Source organism: Mesorhizobium sp. B2-5-13 (assembly GCF_006440535.1).
Taxonomy (GTDB): domain Bacteria; phylum Pseudomonadota; class Alphaproteobacteria; order Rhizobiales; family Rhizobiaceae; genus Mesorhizobium; species Mesorhizobium salmacidum.
This window is the reverse complement of record NZ_VFUI01000002.1, coordinates 23,041-42,249: the sequence shown is the minus strand read 5'-3', so window position 1 is coordinate 42,249 and position 19,209 is coordinate 23,041. Positions and strand designations below refer to the sequence as shown.

The window sequence follows — 19,209 nt, the reverse complement described above, 5'->3', positions numbered from 1 at the left end:
AAGCCTACCGGATCGCGTCAAGCATCTGCCGCTGCCGGTGCATTTCCAGGAAAATCCGGTAGTCGCGATCGAAGCGGACGCCGGCCGCCGGATTGGCGGCGCGTGTCTTGCCACCCTGCTGCATGGCAAGGCAGGCGGCGTTGAGATCGGGGAAAAGCCCGGCGGCGGTCGCCGCCACCATGCCGGTGCCGAGCAGCACCGCCTCGTCGGCCAGCGGCTCGACCACCGTGCAGCCGGTGGCGTCGGCATAGAGCTCCATCAAAAGCGGGTTCTTGGTGTGGCCGCCGGTGACATGCAGCGTGTCGATCAGATAGCCGTTCTCGTTCAGCGCCTCCAGCACATGGCGCACGCCGAGCGCGATGCCGACGGCGGTGCGCCAGTAAAGCTTGCACAGGCTGTCGAAGGACGAATCCAGCGTCAGCCCGCTGACGACGCCAACGGCATGTGGGTCGGCAAGCGGCGAGCGGTTGCCGTGGAAATCCGGCAGCACATGCAGCCGGTCGGCAAGGCTCTCGCCCTCGGCGGCGCGCAGTTCGGCGACGCGCGCGGCGATCCTGGCATGCATGGCCGCATTCGGCTCGCCGCCGGCGCCGTGCCAGCGGATGATGTGGTCGAGCAGCGCCCCGGTCGCCGACTGACCGCCTTCCGACAGCCACAGCTTCGGCAGTGCGGCGCCGTAATAGGGGCCCCAGACACCGGCGAAAGGCTGCGGATCGGGCGACATTGCCATGACGCAGGATGAGGTGCCGGCGATCAGCGCCAGATGGCGACCGATATTCTGGTCGTCGCCGGCAAAGCCACCGAGCACGCCAAGCGCCCCGGCATAGGCATCGATGACGCCCGCGCCGACGCGGCAGTTTTCGGTCAGACCGAGTTCTGCCGCTGCCTGCGCCGTCAACGGACCGATATCGGCGCCGACCGGACTGGCCCGTTCCGGCAGATTGCCGTGCTCAAAAAGATCGTCGAGGCCGACGAGTTCGAAGAAATCGCGCTGCCACGCGGTGTCCTGGTGCGCCAGATAAGTCCACTTCGCTGTCAGCGTGCATTGCGAGCGGGCCAGCGAGCCCGTCGCCTGCCAGGTCAGGAAATCGGTCAGGTCGAATAAATAGCCGGCTTCGTTCCACGTCTTCGGCAGATTGCGCTTCAACCACATCAGCTTCGGCGTCGCCATCTCGGGCGACATAACGCCGCCGATGTAGTTCAGCACCTCGTGGCCGCTCGCGGTGCATTCGTCGGCTTCGGCGATGGCACGGTGGTCGAGCCAGACAATGGTGTCCCAGCGCTTGTCGCCGCTGGTCGACACACTGAGCTGGCCGCCCTGCCTGTCACGCACGACCAGCGAACAGGTGGCATCGAAGGAGATACCGGCAATATGCTCGGCGGCGACGCCGGCCTTTTCCCGCGCGGCACGCACGGCGGTGCAGACGGCGGCCCAGATATCGCGTGAATCATGCTCGGCATGATCTGGCTTTGGCTGGTTCATGGCGATCGGCCGCTCGGCGCGGCCAAGCAAGGTACCACTGGCGTCGAGAATGCCCGCGCGAGCGCTCCCGGTGCCGACATCGACCGCGCAGACAAACTGTTTCGTCAAGATGCTCTAACTCTCGCTTCCAGGCCTGCAATCAAATCGGGCAATTGCAGCATGTCAGCGAATATAAAGTCCGGTTCGGTCGACGCAAGCCGCGCTTTCAATCCCGGATTGCCGGCGTGTGCGCCGCCGGTGAAGGCGAAGACGCGCATATCCGCCGCGAGCGCGGCCGCGACGCCGGCCGGGCTGTCCTCGATGACCAGGCAATTTCTCGGTTGCGCCCGCATGGCGGCGGCCGCGTGGAGGAAAAGGTCCGGTGCCGGCTTGCCCCTGGCAACCATGGCAGCGCTGAACAGATGCGGCTCCATCAGCGTGAGCAGGCCGGTGACGTCGAGCGCGTAACGAATACGTTCCAGCGTGCCGGAGGAAGCGACGCAGTACGGCAGGCCGAGCTTCGGCAGCATCGCCTTGACGCCGGCGATCGGCTTCAGCTCCTCACGGAACTTTCGCATGAGGTCGACGCGCATGGCGGTGAGATGCTGATCGGTGATCTCCAGGCCGAAGTCGCGGCCGAGGATTTCGCGCACGCTCTTCATGCTCTTGCCGAGGAAATGCTCGTAGGCGGCGTCTTCGCCGACGCTGCCGCCGGCAAGTTCGATCATGCCGAGCAGCGCCGAGACGGAGAGCGCCTCGCTGTCGACCAGCACGCCGTCGCAGTCGAAGATGACCAGTTCAGGCGTCATGATGCCGGCTGGCTCTCAGAGCTTGCCGGCGAGGTAGCGCGTCAGCGTGGCGCGGGTGCCATTGGCCCAGAGCACGTTGAGCGCGTGGACGAAGGCGTCGACGAAGGCCGTGGCGCGGCCGACATCGCCATAGATATCGTCCATGGCAAGCCAGGCGGCGGGCGCGTCCTTTGCCGCCTTTGCCGTTGCCTGCAGCCGGTCCCAGCTCGGGTCGTTGGGCTCGATGACCGCCCCGCTGTCCGTCGTGCCGAAGCAGTAGCGGCACCACAGCGCCGATTCCAGCGCCAGACCGGCAACGCCTTTGCCGGCCTTCAGCCGGTCGGCGATGGTCGGGATGATGAATTTCGGCTGGCGGTTGGAGCCGTCGAGGCAGAGGCGGCGCACCGTGTCGCCGATCTTGGGATTGGAGAAGCGCTTCTCGATGAGCTGGTAATAATCTTCCAGCACCGTGTCCGGCACCGGCGGCACTGTCGGGATGATCTCGTCATGCTCGAGCTTGTCGAGGAAACCGAGCACCAGCGGCTCCTGCATCGCCTCATGGACGAAGTGGATGTCCATCAGCCCGGCCGGATAGGCGATGGTGGCGTGGCCGCCATTGAGGATGCGGATCTTCATCAGCTCGTAAGGGGCGACGTCCCTGACGAACTGCACGCCGACCTTTTCCAGCGGCGGGCGGCCATCGGTGAAATGGTCTTCCAGCACCCATTGCCGGAACGGCTCGCAGAACACCGGCCAATTGTCCTCGAGGCCGAAATCATCGGCAAGGATCTTGCGCTCACGGTCGCTGGTTGCCGGTGTGATGCGGTCGACCATGGCGTTCGGGAAGGCGACGTGGTCGCTGACCCAGCTCGCCAAATCCTCGTCGATCAGGCGGGCGAGGCCGATAACGCCATCCGACGTGACATGGCCGTTGTGGGGGATGTTGTCGCAGGACATGACCGTGAACGGCACGATGCCATCCTGGCGGCGTCGCGCCAGCCCGGCCAGGATGATGCCGAATACGGTTTTCGGCGTGGCGCCCGGCTGGGCGTCGGCGACGATATCGGGATGGGTCGGATTGAACACGCCGGAGGCCGGATCGATGAAATAGCCGCCTTCGGTGATGGTCAGCGATACGATCCTGATGGCCGGGTCGGCAAGGCGATCGATGATACCGGCCGCATCGCCCGGCATCAGGAAATCGATCATCGCGCCGGTGACGCGGGCACTCATATGGCCCTCGTCCTGCTCGACAACCGTGGTCAGCCAGTCCTGCTCTTCGAGCTTGCCGCGGCCGATCTTCTCGCCGTCGAACACGCCGGCGCCGACCAGCGCCCAATCATGACCGACGCCTTGACCGAACAGGTCGTCGAGATAGACGGCCTGATGTGAGCGGTGAAAATTGCCGACACCGAAATGCACGATGCCGGCTTTCAACGCCGACCGGTCATAGTTCGGACCTGCGACCTTGGACGGAAGCGTGGCGAGGCTCGAGGAAGAGAGTTTCACGGTCATCTGCTTTACCCTTTGGCCGATTTGCAGCCCGACTGTTTCGCCTCCTTCGGGAGGGCGAGGATGAGGGGCCGCACCTGGTTTTCCAGTATGCTGCCCCTCATCCGCCCCCGTGGCGTCTTCTCCGGAGGAAATGAGAGAAGCGCCTTCCCCCTCAACTCGTCCTTTTCAACTCATCCATTGGCCGCCATCGACGTTGTAGGTCTGGGCGACGATGTATTCGGCCTCGTCACTGGCGAGAAACACGGCCATGCCTGCGAGGTCTTCCGGCTTGCCCATGCGGCCATACGGCACGCCTTCGCCGACCAGCCGTTTCTTTTCGCCTTTCGGCCGGTTCTCGTATTTGGCGAACAGGGCATCGACCTCGTCCCACATGTCGCTGTCGACGACGCCGGGCGCGATGCCGTTGACATTGATGCGGTGCTTGATCAGGTCGAGCCCGGCCGACTGCGTCAGCGAGATGACCGCGGCTTTGGTGGCGCAGTAGACCGCGACCAGCGGCTCGCCGCGACGCCCGGCCTGGCTCGCCATGTTGATGATCCTGCCGCCCTTGCCCCGCGCGATCATCGAGCGGGCGGCTGCCTGCAGCATGAACAACGTGCCGGCGACATTGACGGAGAAAAGCTTTTCGTAGCTCGCCCGAGAGATCTCCACGATCGGCGCCAGGTCAAACAGAGCGGCGTTGTTGATCAGGATGTCCAGACCGCCGGTTTTGCTCTCCACCGCTTTGACCGCAGCCTCGATGGATGCCTGGTCGGTGACGTCGAGCTTGACGGCATAGGCGTTGTCGCCGATCGCGGCCGCCGTTTTCTCGGCGGCTTCAAGGTTGATATCGGCAATCGCCACCGTGGCGCCTTCGCGCACATAGGCTTCGGCGAAGGCTCTGCCGATGCCGCGCGCCGACCCGGTGATCAGCGCCGATTTGCCCTTCAGCCTCACTACCCCACCCTCACTGGGCCATCGCCTTGCCGTCAGCGCCGAAGCGATGCAGCTTGGCCTTTTCGGGTGTAAGGTAGATCGTGTCGCCATGATGCACGGCCAGTTCGCCGTCGGCGCGCACCGTCAGCGGTCCGACGCCATCGGCCTGGACATGCAGAAACGTGTCGGAGCCCAGATGCTCGGCAACGCCGACCGTCGCCTTCCAGTCGCCCGCCGTGGTCGAGATCTGCATATGTTCGGGCCGGATGCCGATCGTCTTGGCGCGGTATTTGTCAGCCGGCGCGCCCTCGATCAGGTTCATCTTCGGCGAGCCGATGAAGCCGGCGACGAACAGGTTGCGCGGCGTCTTGTAGAGCTCCATCGGCGAGCCGACCTGCTCGATGTTGCCGGCGTTCAAGACGACGATCTTGTCGGCCATGGTCATGGCCTCGACCTGGTCGTGGGTGACGTAGATCATCGTCGTCTTGAGCTGGTGGTGCAGCTCGCTGATCTCGAGCCGCATGGTGCCGCGCAGTGCCGCGTCGAGGTTGGACAGCGGTTCGTCGAACAGGAAGGCCGAGGGCTGGCGCACGATGGCGCGGCCGATGGCGACGCGCTGGCGCTGACCGCCGGAGAGCTGGCCGGGACGGCGCTCGAGATAGTTGGTGAGATTGAGCACGCGCGCCGCGTCCTTCACCTTCCTGTCGATGGTCGCCTGGTCCTCGCCTGCCATCTTCAGCGGAAAGGCGATGTTCTTGGCAACCGTCATGTGCGGATAAAGCGCATAGGACTGGAACACCATGGCGAGCTTGCGCTTGGCCGGCGCCTCGCCGGTGACGTCACGGCCATCGATGTTGATGGTGCCACCGCTGGTGTCTTCGAGGCCGGCGATCAGCCGCAGCAATGTCGACTTGCCGCAGCCCGACGGGCCGACGAAGACGACGAACTCGCCATTCTCGATCACCAGGTCGAGACCGGGGATGATGGACGTCGATCCAAACGATTTGGAGACGTTCTTGAGCGTGATGTTTCCCATGGTTTCCTCCCCGAGAGCTATTTTTCGCCGATTGCTTCAGGCAATTTCCGTTACTTCACCGCACCAAAGGTCAGGCCGCGCACCAGCTGCTTCTGGCTGAACCAGCCCATGATCAGGATCGGCGCGATGGCCAGCGTCGAGGCCGCCGAAAGCTTGGCCCAGAACAGGCCTTGCGGGCTGGAGAAGGAGCTGATGAAGGCGGTCAGCGGAGCAGCGTCCGTGGTGGTCAGCCGGATGGTCCAGAATGCCTCGTTCCAGGCCAGGATGATGTTGAGCAGCATGGTCGAGGCGATGCCCGGCACCGCCATCGGCGTCAGCACGTAGATGATCTCGTTCCACAGCGACGCGCCGTCCATGCGAGCCGCTTCCAGGATCTCGCCGGGGATCTCGCGGAAGTAGGTGTAGAGCATCCACACCACGATCGGCAGGTTGATCAGCATCAGCATGACCATCAGGCCGATGCGCGAGTCCAGCAGGCCGAGATTGCGGAAGATCAGGTAGATCGGAAACAGCACGGCAACCGCCGGCATCATCTTGGTGGACAGCATCCACATGAGGATGTCCTTGGTCCGCTTGGTCGGCGAAAACGCCATCGACCAAGCCGCCGGAATCGCGACCAGCAGCGCCAGGATGGTCGAGCCGACGGAGAGCAGCACCGAGTTCAGGAAGAACTTGAAATAGCCGCTCTGCGCCTGGACTTCGGCATAGCTTTCGAAGGTCCCCGACGGGATCAGGTTGAAGCCCTGGATCGCCTCCTGTTCCGACTTGAACGAGGTGATGATTGTATAGAGGATCGGGAAGAAAATCAGCAGGGCGACGATCCAGGCGGCGACGGTCGCGATTGTCTTGTGCTGGGTGGTGACTGCGCGTGCCATGATCAGGTTCTCCCGTATCGGCGATGGTGGCGGCAGGGTCGACCCCCACTCCGGTTTGCTGCACAAACCACCTCTCCCCCGATCGACGGGGTAGAGGAAGGGCGCAGCTTCGATGCAGGCATTTCCTCTCCCCCGGGCCGGGGGAGAGGTGTCCCGCGCAGCGGGACGAAGTGGGGGTGGTTCAGCGCACGTGCCATCTTGACCTCCCTTACTTGTCCAGGTTCTTGCCGACGGCGCGCATGGCGAAGAAGGCGACGATGTTGGCGAGAATGACGGCGATCACACCGCCCGCGGATGCCTGGCCGATTTTGAACTCCAGCAACGCCTTCTGGTAGACAAGGAAGGGCAGGTTGGTGGAGGCATAGCCCGGGCCGCCATTGGTGGTGACCAGGATCTCGGCATAGACGGAAAGCAGGAAGATCGTCTGGATCAGGATGACCACGGTAATCGCCCGGGACATGTGCGGCAGCGTCAGATAGATGAAGCGGCTGATGAAGCCGGCGCCATCCATCTCGGCGGCCTCCTTCTGCTCGCCGTCGAGCGACTGCAGCGAGGTCAGGAGGATCAAAGTCGCGAAAGGCAGCCACTGCCAGGCGACGATGATGATGATCGCCGTCATCGGATGCTGCCCGAACCAGTCGATCGGTTGCGCGCCGAAGAAGCGGGCTATGTCGGCGAAGACGCCATATTGCGGGTGCATGATCATGTTCTTCCACACCAGCGCTGCCACCGGCGGCATGACGAAGAACGGCGAGATGACGAGAATGCGCACGATCCCCTGGCCCCACATCGGCTGATCGATGAGCAGCGCCAGCAGGATGCCGCCGATCACCGTGATCAGCAGCACGCTGACCACCAGGACAAGCGTGTTGAGGATCGACTGCAGGAAAGCCGGGTTGGAATAGAACAGCGCGTAGTTCGAGAGGCCGACGAAGCCATCGCGCATCGGATTAAGCGGATTGTACTGCTGGAAGGAGAACCACAGCGTGAGAGCGAGCGGAACAACCATCCAGACCAGCAGCAGCACCACGGATGGCGCCATCATGAATCGGGCAAGCGAACGGGTCTGCTGAGTAGCCATGACGGTCACCCTTCAAGGATCAAACTGAATTATCAGAGGCGTTGAAGGCGGCCGCCCGAACTGGGTTTCGGGCGGCCGTTGCCGGTCATGATCGTCGGCCGGCATTCGGCACCGGGAGGAGCCTTACTTGATATAACCGCCCTCGGTCATCGCCGCGGTCGCGGCGTCCTGGGCCTGCTTCAGCGCATCGTCGACGCTCGACTGACCGGCAAGAGCCGCCGAGAAGAGCTGGCCGACAGTGGTGCCAAGGCCCTGGAATTCAGGGATGGCGACGAACTGCACGCCGACATAGGGCACCGGCTTGACGGTCGGATGCGTCGGGTCGGCGGCGTTGATGGAGTCCAGCGTCATCTTGGCGAACGGAGCCGCCTTCTGGTACTCGGGATTGGCATAGAGCGAGGAGCGCGTGCCCGGAGGTACGTTGGCCCAGCCTTCCTTCGATGCGACGAGCTCGGCATAGTGCTTGCTGGTGGCCCAGGAGACGAACTTCTCGGCGGCGTCGGCCTTCTGCGTGCCGGCCGGGATCGCGAGCGACCACGCCCACAGCCAGTTGCCGCGCTTGCCGAGGCCGTTATCGGGCGCCAGGGCGTAGCCGACCTTGTCGGCGACGGTCGAGTTCTTCGGGTCGGAGACGAAGGACGCCGCCACGGTGGCGTCGATCCACATGCCGCACTTGCCCTGCTGGAAGAGCGCCAGGTTCTCGTTGAAGCCGTTGGACGAGGCGCCCTCGGGACCGTCGGCCTTCATCAGGTCGACATAGAACTGCAGCGTCTTCTTCCACTCGGGCTGATCGAACTGCGGCTTCCAGTTCTCGTCGAACCAGCGGGCGCCGAACGAGTTCGACATGGCGGTCAGGAAGGCCATGTTCTCGCCCCAGCCGGCCTTGCCGCGCAGGCAGACGCCGTTCACGCCACTGGCGCGATCGGTCATCTTATCGGCGGCCTGCTTTACAAAGTCCCAGGTCGGCGCGTCGGGCATCTTGAGGCCGGCCTTCTCCATCAGGTCCTTGCGGTACATGACGAAGGAGCTTTCGCCGTAGAAGGGCGCGGCATAGAGCTTGCCATCGACCGAGAGGCCGCCGGCAATGGCCGGGATGATGTCCTTGGCGTCGTAGTCGTCGCCGAGCTTGTCGAGCGGCAAGAGCCAGCTCTGCTTGGCCCAGATCGGAACCTCGTAGGTGCCGATGGTCATCACGTCATACTGGCCGCCCTTGGTGGCAATGTCGGTGGTGACGCGCTCGCGCAGCACGTTCTCTTCGAGCGTGACCCAGTTGAGCTGAATGTCGGGGTTGGCCTTGGTGAAGTCGTCGGTCAGCTTCTGCATGCGGACCATATCGCCATTGTTGACTGTGGCGATGGTGATGGATTCGGCGTGTGCGGCGAACGCAAGCGCGCTGGCGGACAACAAGCCCAGGGTGAGCGTGCGAAGTTTCATCAAATTCCTCCCATAAACCAAGATGAGCATTTGCCTTGGTTATGAGCAATTACTCACTTGGTGTGAATTATGTCAAGCCGGATTCGATGCTGCAGCGCAGCACGCAACCCGGCGCATGGCGGCGGACGATCGGCAACAGGGCTCGGATTGCCACCGCCTGGGATCCGGGCGGCAGGGCCGAAAGCCTCCTGAACGAGATGTGGTTTTCTTGCCCGGTCTGCCGGTCAGCTTGTCTGCCAGTCAACTTGTCCGCCGGTCAGCAGGCGATCTCGGCCAGCAGCCAGTCACGGAAGGCGCGGATCTTGGGCACGTTGCGGCGCGCCTCGGGGTAGACCAGCCAGTAGGCGTGCCCGTCGTCGCCGACCAGGTCGAAAGGCTGGATCAGCCGGCCGTCCGCGAGTTCGGACTTGAACAGCGCCCGGGTCAGGATCGCCACCCCATGACCCGATATGGCCGCGTTGGCTTCGTATGCCTGCGCGCCCATGCTGCTGCCGGGACGCCTGGCAAGGTCATGGCTGTGCACACCGGCGGCCTCGAACCATTGTGTCCACCAGATATCGCTGGGATCGAGGATCGGCAGCTTGAGCAGATCGGCCGGTTCGTTGATGCCGCCGATGCTCGCCGCGAGCTTCGGGCTCAGCATCGGCGTGAAATCGGCATCGAGCAGCTTGTGGGCTTCCAGCCCCGGCCATTTGCCACCGCCCGAACGGATGGCAAGGTCGACATCCTCGCGGGCGAAATCCGTCAGCCGGCTCGACGTCTCGAGCCGCACGGCAAGCGACGGGTGCGCGATCTGGAACGCGCCGAGGTGGTGCGCCAGCCAGTTGGAGGCAAAGGTCAGCACCGTGGTGACACATAGCAGCCCGTCCGCGCCGCCGCGCGCGGCGGCATAGGCCTGGCTAAGAATGGCGAAGGCCTCGCTGACGGCCGGCGCCAGGCGTTGGCCGGCTTCCGTGAGTTCGATCTGTCGCGGCCGGCGCAGGAACAGCGGCGCGCCGACGCGCTCTTCCAGCACCTTGATCTGATAGCTGACCGCCGCTTGCGTCATGGCGAGTTCACCAGCGGCCTTGGTGAAGGAAAGGTGCCGCGCCACCGCCTCGAACACCCGGATCGCCTGCAGCGGCGGGAGTTGCGAAAGCTGTGGCGCGCCGAGGTCAGGCATAAGGCGTCCTTATGGGTCGTTATCGACGTTCGATTGGCAAAGGCGGCCGGCAAGGCCGACATTGATGCTCAACCCGTCATTCGGGTTCAGGATAACGAAGGTTGACGATCATGACCATGGCGCAGCAAAAATGCACTCCCGCTCCCGATCATCGCTGGATTTCGTGGCTTGTGGACGGATTCGGCTGGTTCGCGACCCGAAAAAAGGCACATCTTGATATCAGGGACCTGTCGCCGCATCTGCTGCGCGACCTCGGTTTTCTCGACGGCAACGACCCTTTCGGCCGGCACCAATAGCCTTGCTGGCTTTATCACGAAGCCGTCAAATGCTGGCCAGCAGGGCGGCGGCCGTCCGCTCGTCGGTGATGAGCCCGTTGACCAGCCGGCGGTTGACGGCCGCCATGATACCCGGCAGCTTGCGCTCGCCCATGGCAAGCGCAATGACCAGCGACTTCTCACGCGACGGCAGCGCTGCCGACGACACCCGGTCATTGGTGATGCCCTCGATCATGCGGCCTTCGCGATCGAACACCCAGCCGACGATTTCGGCGACGCCGCCGGCCTTCTGCAGGGCTTTCAGCTCGCTTTCGGAAATGAAGCCATCCTCGTAGAGCGGCGCCTTCGGCCCAAGGTCGCCAATGCCGATGAAGGTGACATCGGCCTCGGCGGCAAGCGCCAGCGTCGGCTGGATCATCGGCTGATTGAGCAGCATCTCGCGCTCCTGCGGCGAGGAGGCGATGACCGGCAGCGGCATCGGGAAGGACCGCGCCTTGACCCTGTCGGCCATGGTGAAGATGACGTTGTAGAAGGCGGCCGAACCGTCCGGCGAGATGTTGCCGGTCAAGGACACCACCTTGTGCTGCGGGCATTCCATCGGCGGCAATTGTTCGATCGCCGCCTTCAGCGTGCGTCCGGTGCCGATGCCCATGACGAGCGGTGTCGGCGACCGAAGCCGCCGCTCGATCTCGGCGGCCGCCGCTTCGGCGATGCCGATGGTCGTGGAGGATGAACTGGGGTCACTCGGCACCACCTCGACAAGGTCGAGCGCGAAGCGCGATTTCAGCCGCGCGGCAAGGTCCAGGCAGTTGGCGATCGGATGATCGACGCGGACCTTGATCAGGCCTTCCGACACCGCCAGCGACACCAGCCGCTGCGCCGTCTGCCTCGATATGCCGAGCGTGGCGGCGATCTGGTCCTGTGTGTTGCCGGCAACATAGTAGAGCCAGCCGGCGCGCGCCGCGTCATCCAGCCTGTTGGTGCCGCCATCCTGCCGGGTATTCACGTCCTGCCTCCCGAAAACCGCCGATCATCAGGCGGTCAGTTCAGTTTCGCAGGGAATGGCCGCCTGCGCAATTGTCAATCTCAAGAGCAAATGCTTACACCGATACAGCGGAGTTTTCTTCACTATCATCCGGCTGGAGAAAGCGCGGCCGGTTCCGTCTTCATCGGAAGGCATGTTCTGTGGCCGCTAAAGGTTTATCTCCCGTCGCAAACCCTTTAAGGGATCGCAAAAAGGAGCGCTGCATGACACCGAAGGCGGTTTTCTGGGACATGGACGGCACGCTGGTCGACAGCGAACCGCTGCACGAGGCAGCCCTCATTGCAGCGATGCGCAATGCCGGCCTCACGCCGCCTGACGATCTGCATGAGCGCGTGCTCGGCGTCGCCGCCTGGCCGGTCTACGAAATGATGCGCGACGAGTTCGGGCTGCAACTGCCCTTCGACGAATGGATCGTTCACAAATATGAGCATTACCTGCCGCTGGTCGAGGGGCTGAAGCCGCGCCCAGGCGCGATCGAGGTCTTCAACGAACTGCGCGCGCTCGGTGTGCAGCAGGCGGTGGTCTCCAATTCGGACCGGATGATCGTCGACGCCAACCTGCACATGGTGGGGCTGACTTACCCCGGCATGAAGACGATCAGCCGCAACGACGTGCGCGAAGGCAAGCCGCACGCCGAGCCTTTCCTGCGCGCCGCCTATCTGGCGGAGGTCGATCCTGCGCACGCCGTCGCGGTCGACGACAGCTGGCCGGGCGCCATGGCGGGCCTGGCGGCGGGAATGAAGACCATCTTCTGGCCTGAAAAGCCGATGGAAGGCCCGCCCGGCGCGGTCGTCATCAACAGCGCCACGGAATTGCGGGCTCAGCTCGGACTGTAGCCCTCAGTTCCGGTACGCCGGCTCCTGTTCGTCGAGGATCGCCTTCAACTCGGCGAGATGGCGTTCGGCCTGGCCTGGATAGTCGTCCATCTCGCTCGCCGCCTTTTCGGCGATCGCGTCGGAGAGCGTGCGCAGCGGTCGGCCGGTCCACAACGCCTTGATGTAGGTCTCGGCGGCGCGCTCGAAATAGAACATGCGGTTGAAAGCATCGGCGACGGTGTCGCCGATAACCAGCACGCCATGGTTGCCCATCACCATCACCTTGACCTTGGGGTCGGCGAGAAGCTGCGAGCAGCGTTCGCCCTCTTCCTCGAAGGCCAGCCCGCCATAATGCGCGTCGACGATGTGACGGTTGAAGAACATCGCCGAATTCTGGTCGATCGGCGGCAGCGTCGAATCGGCAAGCGAGGCCAGCACGGTGGCGTGGATCGAATGGACATGCATGACGCAGCGCGCGTGCGGCACGTTGCGATGGACGGCTCCGTGCAGCCCCCATGCCGTCGGGTCGGGTGCATTCGGCCCTGAAAGCGTGTCGGGGTCGTTGGCGTCGATCTCGATCAGGTCACTCGCCTTGATGCGCGAGAAATGCACCTGGTTCGGGTTCATCAGGAACCTGGTGCCGTCGTCGTTGACGGCCAGCGAGAAATGGTTGGCCACCGCTTCGTGCATGTTGAGCCGCGCCGTCCAACGGAAGGCGCATGCGAGATCGACGCGCTCTTCGTAGAGGGGCAGGTTGGTCAGCGTTTCCTTCTGCAGGCGGGCAATGCTCATCCTGGAAATCCTCCGGTTTCGGCAAGAATGCCGCGCTCCGCTGGTGCCCGCAACCGCTTTCGCTTGGTGCAGACCGCCAGCTATGCCGCCGTGCTTGCGGCGCCAACAGTCCGCAGTCCGCCGTGCTCGACGATGAAATCGATCACCTCCTGCAGGCCCTTGCCGCGCGAAAGATCGGTGAAGCCGAACGGCCGCTTGCCGCGCATGCGGCCGGCGTCGCTCTCCATGACATCGAGATTGACGTTCACATAGGGCGCCAGGTCGCGCTTGTTGATGATGAGGAAATCGGAACGCGTGATCGCCGGGCCGCCCTTTCTCGGAATCTCTTCGCCCTGGCAGACCGAGATGACATAGAGCGTCAGGTCGGCAAGGTCCGGCGAGAAGGTGGCGGCCAGGTTGTCGCCGCCGGATTCGATGAAGATGATGTCGAGATCGGGAAATTTGCGGTTCAGCTCGGCGATAGCCTGCAAATTGATCGAGGCGTCCTCGCGGATGGCGGTGTGCGGGCAGCCGCCGGTCTCGACGCCGACGATGCGGTCCTCCGGCAGCGCCTGCAGCCGGGCCAACATCATGGCGTCTTCCCGGGTGTAGATGTCGTTGGTGACGACGGCGATGGAAAACTCGTCGCGCAGCGCCTTGCAGAGTTTTTCGGTGAGCGTCGTCTTGCCGGAACCGACGGGGCCGCCGATGCCGATACGAAGAGGACCGTTCGCTTGTGTCATGTCGGAAACTCCATAATGGCAAGAACCGCGAAGCCGAGCCCGATCAGCAGGCACAGCGGCGAATAGAGATTGGTATCGAGCCGCGCAAAAGGCTGTTCGGGTGCCAGCCGGCGCCACCAGGGCATGAAACCGGCGATACCGCGCCCCAGGAACACCAGACCGATCAGCATCGACGTGGCGGCAAGCCCCTCCCTTGGAAACGGCGAGGCAAAGAAACCGATGAGCGCCAGCGGCCACAGCGTTGCCAGGCCAAGGCAAGCGGCAACGGCGAAACTGGCGAATGGCGTCGGCATTTCGTCGACGCCGCGAAAACCGACGACGGCGTGGGCGCAGGACGCCGCATCCCTGCCCGGCCAGATGCCGCCTATGCCCCAATAGACGTGCAGGGCCGTGATCAGCAGCAGGACGAATGAGAGGACGAAGGCGAGGAGGATCATGAGCGGAACAGTCGTGAGTACTGGGTTTCGTGCTTCATCGCCACGATGTCGGAGATGAAGGCGCAGCCGCCGAGATCGTCCGGTATCGAGCGGGACGCGCGGGCAGCGGTCGAGAGCGCCAGCGGCTCGAACCCTGCCAGCAGCGTCGTGGCCTCGTTCTGGCCGATGACGCCGAGCCGGATCGCGGCCTGGACGAGGTTGGAGAAGAAGGCTTGCAGGAAGGCGGACAGCGCGTCCTGCAGCGCAATGCCGTTGCCGCCGGCGACAGTGCCGACAGCGACGCAATAGGCGCACTCGGCCGGCAAGCGCTCCAGCACTGGATTGGGCCAGGCGGCGGCGGCCTTAAGAAAGGCCGCACCTTGCAGCATGGTCTCGGTGTGGCGCTCGCGCGAGCCTGCCAATGCCTCGGCCAGTGCTGCGACTTCGGCCAGATCGCCGCCTTCGCGGGCGCGGCGCCAGCTCTCGGCGAACAGCACGGCATCGTTCCAGCCCGAACCCATCTCAACCAGCGTCTCCAGCCAGCCGGCAAGGCCAGCGGCATCGGTCACCAACCCATCATACACCGCCCGCTCAAGGCCATGGCTATAGGCAAAGCCGCCGACCGGAAAGGCCGGCGACAGCCAAGCCAACAGCCGCAGCAGGGCGATGCCGGAGGGCTGGTCAGTCATGATGATGATCGTGATGCGAATGCGCATGGCTGTGCGAATGGGATTCGCCGTGGCCATGGCTGTGCGCCTCGGCGTGGGCGTGGCCATGCCCACCGGAGTAGGCGCCGCGGACCGGCTTGAACGGTTCCGAGACGTCGCGCACCGTGGCGCCGAGCCCCTCCAGCATCGCCTTGATGACGTGGTCGCGAAGGATGAGGATGCGGTTCGCCTCGATGCCGGCGGCGAGATGGCGGTTGCCAATATGCCAGGCGAGTTCGGTCAGATGCACGGCGTCGCGGGCGCGGATGTCATAGACCGCTTCGGGCGCCGCGACGATCTCGATATGGCCGCCATCCTCCAGCACGAGCCGGTCGCCATCGTTGAGGGCAATAGGCACGCGCAAGTCGACCAGCACCTTGCTGCCGTCGGCAAGTTCGATGGCGCGGCGGCGCAGATGCCGCTCGTCATGGGCGAGAACCGCACGGCCGGATGGCGCGGTGGCTCCAACACTGCCCGCAGGCAGCACCGAGACGGCGCGCGGAAATTTGGTGAAGTCGGTGTTGAGGTTGAGCTTCATTTCATGGAGCCTCCGTTAGCTTGCGCCCGCGCACGGGCAGGCCGCGACAACACGCGGTCGAAATAGGCGTTGACGCGGTCGGAGTCGATCGGGAACCGGCCGGCACGCGCCCAGCCGCCCATGTCGCCGAGCAGCACGTCGACAGCCGAGAACCGGCCCAGCGCGAACAGCCTGTCGCCGAGCCGGCGGTCCAGCGCCTTGACCTCCGTGGCGAAGTCATAGGCCGCGGCAGGACCGACATCGACCCGAACTTCCCTGGGTAGGAGGAAGCGGTGGCGCAATTTGTTCCACAGCGGCGCTTCGAACTCCGACTGGGCGAAGTGCATCCAGGAATCGATTTCGGCACGGCCGGCGAGACCGGGATTGGCGCCCATCCCCTTGTCGGCGTGCTTCTCCGCCAGATAGACGCAGATCGCCGCCGAATCCGTCACCGTCAGCTCACGGTCGATGAGGATCGGCACCTTGCCCGACGGGTTGAGCGCATAGGCTTCCGGCGAGCGGAGCTTGACCTCGACGAATTCATAGGGCTCCCCGAGTTCCTCGAGCATCCAGAGGACGCGGCTGACCCGGGATCCGCGCGATCCGACGGCCTTGTACATCGTTGAACCTGCCTTTCCCCGGAACTCTAGATCATCGGGAGGTGTCATACGATCGTGTCGAAGAGCCGCAGGATGAACGATATCTGGTAGATGAGCGCGGCCGCGACGAAGGCGATGTGGAAGCGGCGGTCGCGCACCAGGATCGCGGCGATGCAGAGCGCGACGAAGACCGGCGTGCGGAACAGATATTCGTTGCCGAAGCGGGCGAAATGCTCCGGACCTTTCAACAGGGTGTCGATGACGTCGAGCAGGTAGCTCCCCGCCAGCAGTCCAAAGAACCAGGCCCGGCGCGAATAGAAGAAATCCTCGTAGCTGGTGTAGTCCAGCATCGAATCCGGAAACAGCAGCGCGCACAGCAGGAACAGCGTGATGGCATAGAAAATAATGAAAAGGTATTTGCCGAAGGTCCACGTTTCGACGGCGTAGAGGTCGAACTCCCACCACCAGAAATGCACCAGCATCAGCAGGACCGAGACGACCCAGGCCAGATGCACGGGATAGAGCCGATACTGGCCGGGATGCTGGACGATGCGCGCTACCCCCGACAGCAGGCGGGCGACGCCAAGTCCGATCACCATGCCCATGACGATGCGGATATGCGGGAAGATGTCATGGGCGGAGGCTATTTCGGTGGCCATGGATCTTGGGAGAAACGCTGGTGGGGAAAAAGAGGCAGCTAGCCTCGCAGGAAATCATCCATTGAAAGAGGGCCGCCAGGCCAAAATCTCCCATCGAGCGCCTGCTTGGCATTGAACGGTGGCTCACTTGGAAATTGCGATTTCCGCAGGCCGGTCTCCTGAATGGCAATGGGCAACGCGTCTTTGTAGGACTGATCGAAGATTTGAGCGGGATAGCGACGAAGACTCGGACTATCCTTGAGGATACCTTCGATCCAGACACGCTGCTCGGAAATCGACGATTGCCAGCTGTGGCATCTGTGGCCCGGCTGGAATTCCCATTTCAGGAGGTGTGCAATCAACACCCGCATCCGACTGCGAATTTCTCTCCGGTCACTTCTCCCCAAGCTTTCTATCTCCTCGGCAAGGTTCTCGCGGTCGAGATCGGAGAGACGACCCTCGCGCAGCAACGCACCCTGCTCGGCGCACCACTGGGCGTAGTCTGTTTCATAGGGTGTCATGGCCCTGAGACGGTCAATCCTGTTCATATGCGCATAATGCCCTAAAGCGCGCCGCGTTTAAACGGCTTCTTGGCGCAGGCACCGGTGAGGCTCAAAACAGAAAATACCGTTGCGCCATCGGCAGCACCGTCGCCGGTTCGCAGGTCAGCAACTCGCCGTCGGCGCGAACTTCATAGGTTTCCGGATCAACCTCGATATGGGGCGTGGCGTCGTTGAGTACCATCGAGTGCTTGCCGATGCCGCCGCGCGTGTTCTCGACGGCGACGAACTGCTTGTCGACGCCAAGCCTGCCGTGCAAACCTGATTCGAGCGCGGCCTTCGAAACGAAGGTCACCGACGAATTGGTCCGGGCTTTGCCATAGGCGCCGAACATCGGCCGGTAGTGCATCGGCTGCGGCGTCGGGATCGAGGCGTTGGGGTCGCCCATCGGGGCGGCGGCGATCATGCCGCCGATCAGCACCATGTCCGGCTTGACGCCGAAGAAGGCCGGGTTCCACAGCACCAGGTCGGCGCGTTTGCCGACCGCGATCGAGCCGATCTCCTTCGAGAGGCCGTGGGCGATGGCCGGATTGATGGTGTATTTGGCGATATAGCGGCGGACGCGGAAATTGTCGTTGTCGCCGGTCTCCTGCGGCAGTGACCCGCGCTGGCGCTTCATCTTGTCGGCGGTCTGCCAGGTCCGGATCGCCACCTCGCCGACGCGGCCCATGGCCTGGCTGTCGGACGAGATGATCGAGAAGGCGCCGATGTCGTGCAGGATGTCCTCCGCAGCGATGGTTTCCTTGCGGATGCGGCTTTCGGCGAAAGCGATGTCCTCGGGGATCGACGGCGACAGATGATGGCAGACCATCAGCATGTCGAGATGCTCGGCCAGCGTGTTGGCGGTGTAGGGCCGCGTCGGGTTGGTCGAGGACGGGATGACGTTGGGAAGGCCGCAGACCTTGATGATATCCGGCGCATGGCCACCACCCGCACCTTCGGTGTGGAAGGCATGGATGGTGCGGCCCTTGATCGCCGCCACCGTGTTCTCGACAAAGCCGCTCTCGTTGAGCGTGTCGGTGTGGATCATCACCTGCACGTCGTAGTCGTCGGCGACCGACAGGCAGCAGTCGATCGCGGCCGGCGTCGTGCCCCAGTCCTCGTGCAGTTTGAGCGAGCAAGCGCCGCCCAGCACCATTTCCTCGAGTGCGGCGGGCAGCGAGGCGTTGCCTTTACCCGACAGGCCGATATTCATCGGGAAAGCGTCGAAGGACTGGATCATGCGCGCCATGTGCCATGGCCCCGGCGTGCAGGTGGTCGCCAGCGTGCCATGCGCCGGGCCGGTGCCGCCGCCGAGCATGGTGGTGATGCCCGACATCAGCGCTTCCTCGATCTGCTGTGGGCAGATGAAGTGGATATGCGCGTCGAAGCCGCCGGCGGTGAGTATTTTGCCTTCGCCGGCGATGATTTCGGTGCCGGGACCGATGACGATAGTGACGCCATCCTGCGTATCAGGATTGCCGGCCTTGCCTATTGCGGTGATTCGGCCATCCCTGAGGCCGATATCGGCCTTGAAGATGCCGGCACTGGCATCGATTACCAGCGCGTTGGTGATGACGGTGTCGACCGCGCCCTGGGCACGGGAAACCTGGCTCTGGCCCATGCCGTCGCGAATGACCTTGCCGCCGCCGAATTTCACCTCCTCGCCATGAATGGTGAAATCCTTCTCGACCTCGATGATCAGCTCGGTATCGGCAAGCCGCACTCTGTCGCCAACGGTCGGGCCGTACATCTGGGCGTAGGCGGCACGGGTTAGTCTGGCCATCAGCGATTGCTCCCGAAATGCGGTATGGTCGAAGTCCGTCTGCACATTGTCGCCTTCCAATGGTCACGCAATGACCCGCTGGGCGACACC

General features: G+C 63.8%; 21 protein-coding genes. 2 read left to right on the top strand and 19 right to left on the bottom strand.

Annotated elements, in window-relative coordinates; all coding sequences use genetic code 11:
• Positions 1-4: 4 nt before the first annotated feature.
• The 9 genes from FJ434_RS03475 to gcvA all read right to left on the bottom strand — a co-directional run bounded on the left by FJ434_RS03475 (position 5) and on the right by gcvA (position 10,268).
• Complete coding sequence (locus FJ434_RS03475) at positions 5-1,591, bottom strand: FGGY-family carbohydrate kinase (protein ID WP_140715428.1); 1,587 nt, start codon at positions 1,589-1,591, stop codon at positions 5-7.
• Positions 1,588-2,271, bottom strand: coding sequence for an HAD family hydrolase (locus FJ434_RS03470; protein WP_140508281.1), 684 nt, complete (start codon positions 2,269-2,271; stop codon positions 1,588-1,590). The genes FJ434_RS03475 and FJ434_RS03470 overlap by 4 nt, the downstream gene beginning before the upstream one ends.
• 15 nt (positions 2,272-2,286) lie before the next feature.
• Entirely contained in the window at positions 2,287-3,765 is a 1,479-nt protein-coding gene (locus tag FJ434_RS03465) for a mannitol dehydrogenase family protein (RefSeq protein ID WP_140508279.1), read from the bottom strand.
• 165 nt (positions 3,766-3,930) lie between these two features.
• A complete protein-coding gene (locus FJ434_RS03460; RefSeq protein ID WP_140748741.1) occupies positions 3,931-4,701 on the bottom strand; it encodes an L-iditol 2-dehydrogenase in 771 nt (256 codons plus the stop codon).
• Between the two features lie 10 nt (positions 4,702-4,711).
• On the bottom strand, positions 4,712-5,716 hold the full coding sequence (locus FJ434_RS03455) for an ABC transporter ATP-binding protein (RefSeq protein WP_140715420.1): 1,005 nt from the start codon (positions 5,714-5,716) through the stop codon (positions 4,712-4,714).
• 50 nt (positions 5,717-5,766) lie between these two features.
• The gene (locus tag FJ434_RS03450) at positions 5,767-6,591 is read right to left on the bottom strand and encodes a carbohydrate ABC transporter permease (RefSeq protein WP_027145410.1); all 825 of its coding nucleotides are present in this window, start codon (positions 6,589-6,591) and stop codon (positions 5,767-5,769) included.
• 208 nt (positions 6,592-6,799) lie between these two features.
• Positions 6,800-7,672 carry a sugar ABC transporter permease gene (locus tag FJ434_RS03445; RefSeq protein WP_027145411.1) on the bottom strand — a complete coding sequence of 291 codons (873 nt, stop codon included), beginning with the start codon at positions 7,670-7,672 and terminating at the stop codon, positions 6,800-6,802.
• 123 nt (positions 7,673-7,795) lie between these two features.
• The gene (locus FJ434_RS03440) at positions 7,796-9,106 is read right to left on the bottom strand and encodes a sugar ABC transporter substrate-binding protein (protein WP_140508273.1); all 1,311 of its coding nucleotides are present in this window, start codon (positions 9,104-9,106) and stop codon (positions 7,796-7,798) included.
• Between the two features lie 256 nt (positions 9,107-9,362).
• Positions 9,363-10,268, bottom strand: a complete 906-nt coding sequence (gene gcvA, locus FJ434_RS03435) for a transcriptional regulator GcvA (RefSeq protein ID WP_140508271.1) — start codon at positions 10,266-10,268, stop codon at positions 9,363-9,365.
• Positions 10,269-10,378: 110 nt separating this feature from the next.
• Here gcvA and FJ434_RS03430 point away from each other — a divergent pair, with 110 nt between their 5' ends.
• Positions 10,379-10,564: a hypothetical protein gene (locus FJ434_RS03430; protein ID WP_027145414.1), complete on the top strand. Its 186-nt coding sequence runs from the start codon at positions 10,379-10,381 to the stop codon at positions 10,562-10,564.
• A gap of 25 nt (positions 10,565-10,589) precedes the next feature.
• Here the strand turns inward: FJ434_RS03430 and FJ434_RS03425 are convergent, their stop codons facing one another.
• Positions 10,590-11,549, bottom strand: coding sequence for a sugar-binding transcriptional regulator (locus FJ434_RS03425; protein WP_140508269.1), 960 nt, complete (start codon positions 11,547-11,549; stop codon positions 10,590-10,592).
• A 242-nt stretch (positions 11,550-11,791) separates the two neighbouring features.
• On the opposite strand from FJ434_RS03425, the gene FJ434_RS03420 reads away from it, so the two are divergent.
• On the top strand, positions 11,792-12,424 hold the full coding sequence (locus FJ434_RS03420) for an HAD family phosphatase (RefSeq protein WP_140748738.1): 633 nt from the start codon (positions 11,792-11,794) through the stop codon (positions 12,422-12,424).
• A gap of 3 nt (positions 12,425-12,427) precedes the next feature.
• Here the strand turns inward: FJ434_RS03420 and FJ434_RS03415 are convergent, their stop codons facing one another.
• The 9 genes from FJ434_RS03415 to ureC all read right to left on the bottom strand — a co-directional run bounded on the left by FJ434_RS03415 (position 12,428) and on the right by ureC (position 19,122).
• Positions 12,428-13,195 (bottom strand): class II aldolase and adducin N-terminal domain-containing protein, encoded by a 768-nt coding sequence (locus FJ434_RS03415; protein ID WP_140748735.1) that lies wholly within the window; start codon positions 13,193-13,195, stop codon positions 12,428-12,430.
• Between the two features lie 80 nt (positions 13,196-13,275).
• Positions 13,276-13,917, bottom strand: a complete 642-nt coding sequence (gene ureG / locus FJ434_RS03410) for an urease accessory protein UreG (RefSeq protein ID WP_140748732.1) — start codon at positions 13,915-13,917, stop codon at positions 13,276-13,278.
• Positions 13,914-14,354: a DUF3995 domain-containing protein gene (locus tag FJ434_RS03405; RefSeq protein WP_140715410.1), complete on the bottom strand. Its 441-nt coding sequence runs from the start codon at positions 14,352-14,354 to the stop codon at positions 13,914-13,916. Before FJ434_RS03405 ends, ureG begins: the two co-directional genes overlap by 4 nt.
• Positions 14,351-15,022 (bottom strand): urease accessory protein UreF, encoded by a 672-nt coding sequence (locus tag FJ434_RS03400; protein WP_140748729.1) that lies wholly within the window; start codon positions 15,020-15,022, stop codon positions 14,351-14,353. Before FJ434_RS03400 ends, FJ434_RS03405 begins: the two co-directional genes overlap by 4 nt.
• A complete protein-coding gene (locus tag FJ434_RS03395; RefSeq protein ID WP_140748726.1) occupies positions 15,015-15,578 on the bottom strand; it encodes an urease accessory protein UreE in 564 nt (187 codons plus the stop codon). The genes FJ434_RS03400 and FJ434_RS03395 overlap by 8 nt, the downstream gene beginning before the upstream one ends.
• Positions 15,575-16,177, bottom strand: a complete 603-nt coding sequence (locus FJ434_RS03390) for a glutathione S-transferase family protein (protein WP_140508255.1) — start codon at positions 16,175-16,177, stop codon at positions 15,575-15,577. Before FJ434_RS03390 ends, FJ434_RS03395 begins: the two co-directional genes overlap by 4 nt.
• Before the next feature lie 44 nt (positions 16,178-16,221).
• Positions 16,222-16,815: a hypothetical protein gene (locus FJ434_RS03385; protein WP_140748723.1), complete on the bottom strand. Its 594-nt coding sequence runs from the start codon at positions 16,813-16,815 to the stop codon at positions 16,222-16,224.
• 38 nt (positions 16,816-16,853) lie between these two features.
• A complete protein-coding gene (locus FJ434_RS03380) occupies positions 16,854-17,342 on the bottom strand; it encodes a DUF29 domain-containing protein (protein ID WP_140508251.1) in 489 nt (162 codons plus the stop codon).
• 64 nt (positions 17,343-17,406) lie between these two features.
• Positions 17,407-19,122 carry an urease subunit alpha gene (gene ureC, locus FJ434_RS03375; RefSeq protein WP_181165953.1) on the bottom strand — a complete coding sequence of 572 codons (1,716 nt, stop codon included), beginning with the start codon at positions 19,120-19,122 and terminating at the stop codon, positions 17,407-17,409.
• Between the last annotated feature and the right edge of the window lie 87 nt (positions 19,123-19,209).

What these genes read in the sequence shown, in the direction of transcription:
- FJ434_RS03470 (WP_140508281.1), bottom strand. Translation starts at nt 2,271, where the DNA reads ATGACGCCTGAACTGGTCATCTTCGACTGCGACGGCGTGCTGGTCGAC.
- FJ434_RS03465 (WP_140508279.1), bottom strand. Translation starts at nt 3,765, where the DNA reads ATGACCGTGAAACTCTCTTCCTCGAGCCTCGCCACGCTTCCGTCCAAG.
- FJ434_RS03455 (WP_140715420.1), bottom strand. Translation starts at nt 5,716, where the DNA reads ATGGGAAACATCACGCTCAAGAACGTCTCCAAATCGTTTGGATCGACG.
- FJ434_RS03450 (WP_027145410.1), bottom strand. Translation starts at nt 6,591, where the DNA reads ATGGCACGCGCAGTCACCACCCAGCACAAGACAATCGCGACCGTCGCC.
- FJ434_RS03445 (WP_027145411.1), bottom strand. Translation starts at nt 7,672, where the DNA reads ATGGCTACTCAGCAGACCCGTTCGCTTGCCCGATTCATGATGGCGCCA.
- FJ434_RS03440 (WP_140508273.1), bottom strand. Translation starts at nt 9,106, where the DNA reads ATGAAACTTCGCACGCTCACCCTGGGCTTGTTGTCCGCCAGCGCGCTT.
- gcvA (WP_140508271.1), bottom strand. Translation starts at nt 10,268, where the DNA reads ATGCCTGACCTCGGCGCGCCACAGCTTTCGCAACTCCCGCCGCTGCAG.
- FJ434_RS03430 (WP_027145414.1), top strand. Translation starts at nt 10,379, where the DNA reads ATGACCATGGCGCAGCAAAAATGCACTCCCGCTCCCGATCATCGCTGG.
- FJ434_RS03420 (WP_140748738.1), top strand. Translation starts at nt 11,792, where the DNA reads ATGACACCGAAGGCGGTTTTCTGGGACATGGACGGCACGCTGGTCGAC.
- FJ434_RS03415 (WP_140748735.1), bottom strand. Translation starts at nt 13,195, where the DNA reads ATGAGCATTGCCCGCCTGCAGAAGGAAACGCTGACCAACCTGCCCCTC.
- ureG (WP_140748732.1), bottom strand. Translation starts at nt 13,917, where the DNA reads ATGACACAAGCGAACGGTCCTCTTCGTATCGGCATCGGCGGCCCCGTC.
- FJ434_RS03405 (WP_140715410.1), bottom strand. Translation starts at nt 14,354, where the DNA reads ATGATCCTCCTCGCCTTCGTCCTCTCATTCGTCCTGCTGCTGATCACG.
- FJ434_RS03400 (WP_140748729.1), bottom strand. Translation starts at nt 15,022, where the DNA reads ATGACTGACCAGCCCTCCGGCATCGCCCTGCTGCGGCTGTTGGCTTGG.
- FJ434_RS03395 (WP_140748726.1), bottom strand. Translation starts at nt 15,578, where the DNA reads ATGAAGCTCAACCTCAACACCGACTTCACCAAATTTCCGCGCGCCGTC.
- FJ434_RS03390 (WP_140508255.1), bottom strand. Translation starts at nt 16,177, where the DNA reads ATGTACAAGGCCGTCGGATCGCGCGGATCCCGGGTCAGCCGCGTCCTC.
- FJ434_RS03385 (WP_140748723.1), bottom strand. Translation starts at nt 16,815, where the DNA reads ATGGCCACCGAAATAGCCTCCGCCCATGACATCTTCCCGCATATCCGC.
- FJ434_RS03380 (WP_140508251.1), bottom strand. Translation starts at nt 17,342, where the DNA reads ATGAACAGGATTGACCGTCTCAGGGCCATGACACCCTATGAAACAGAC.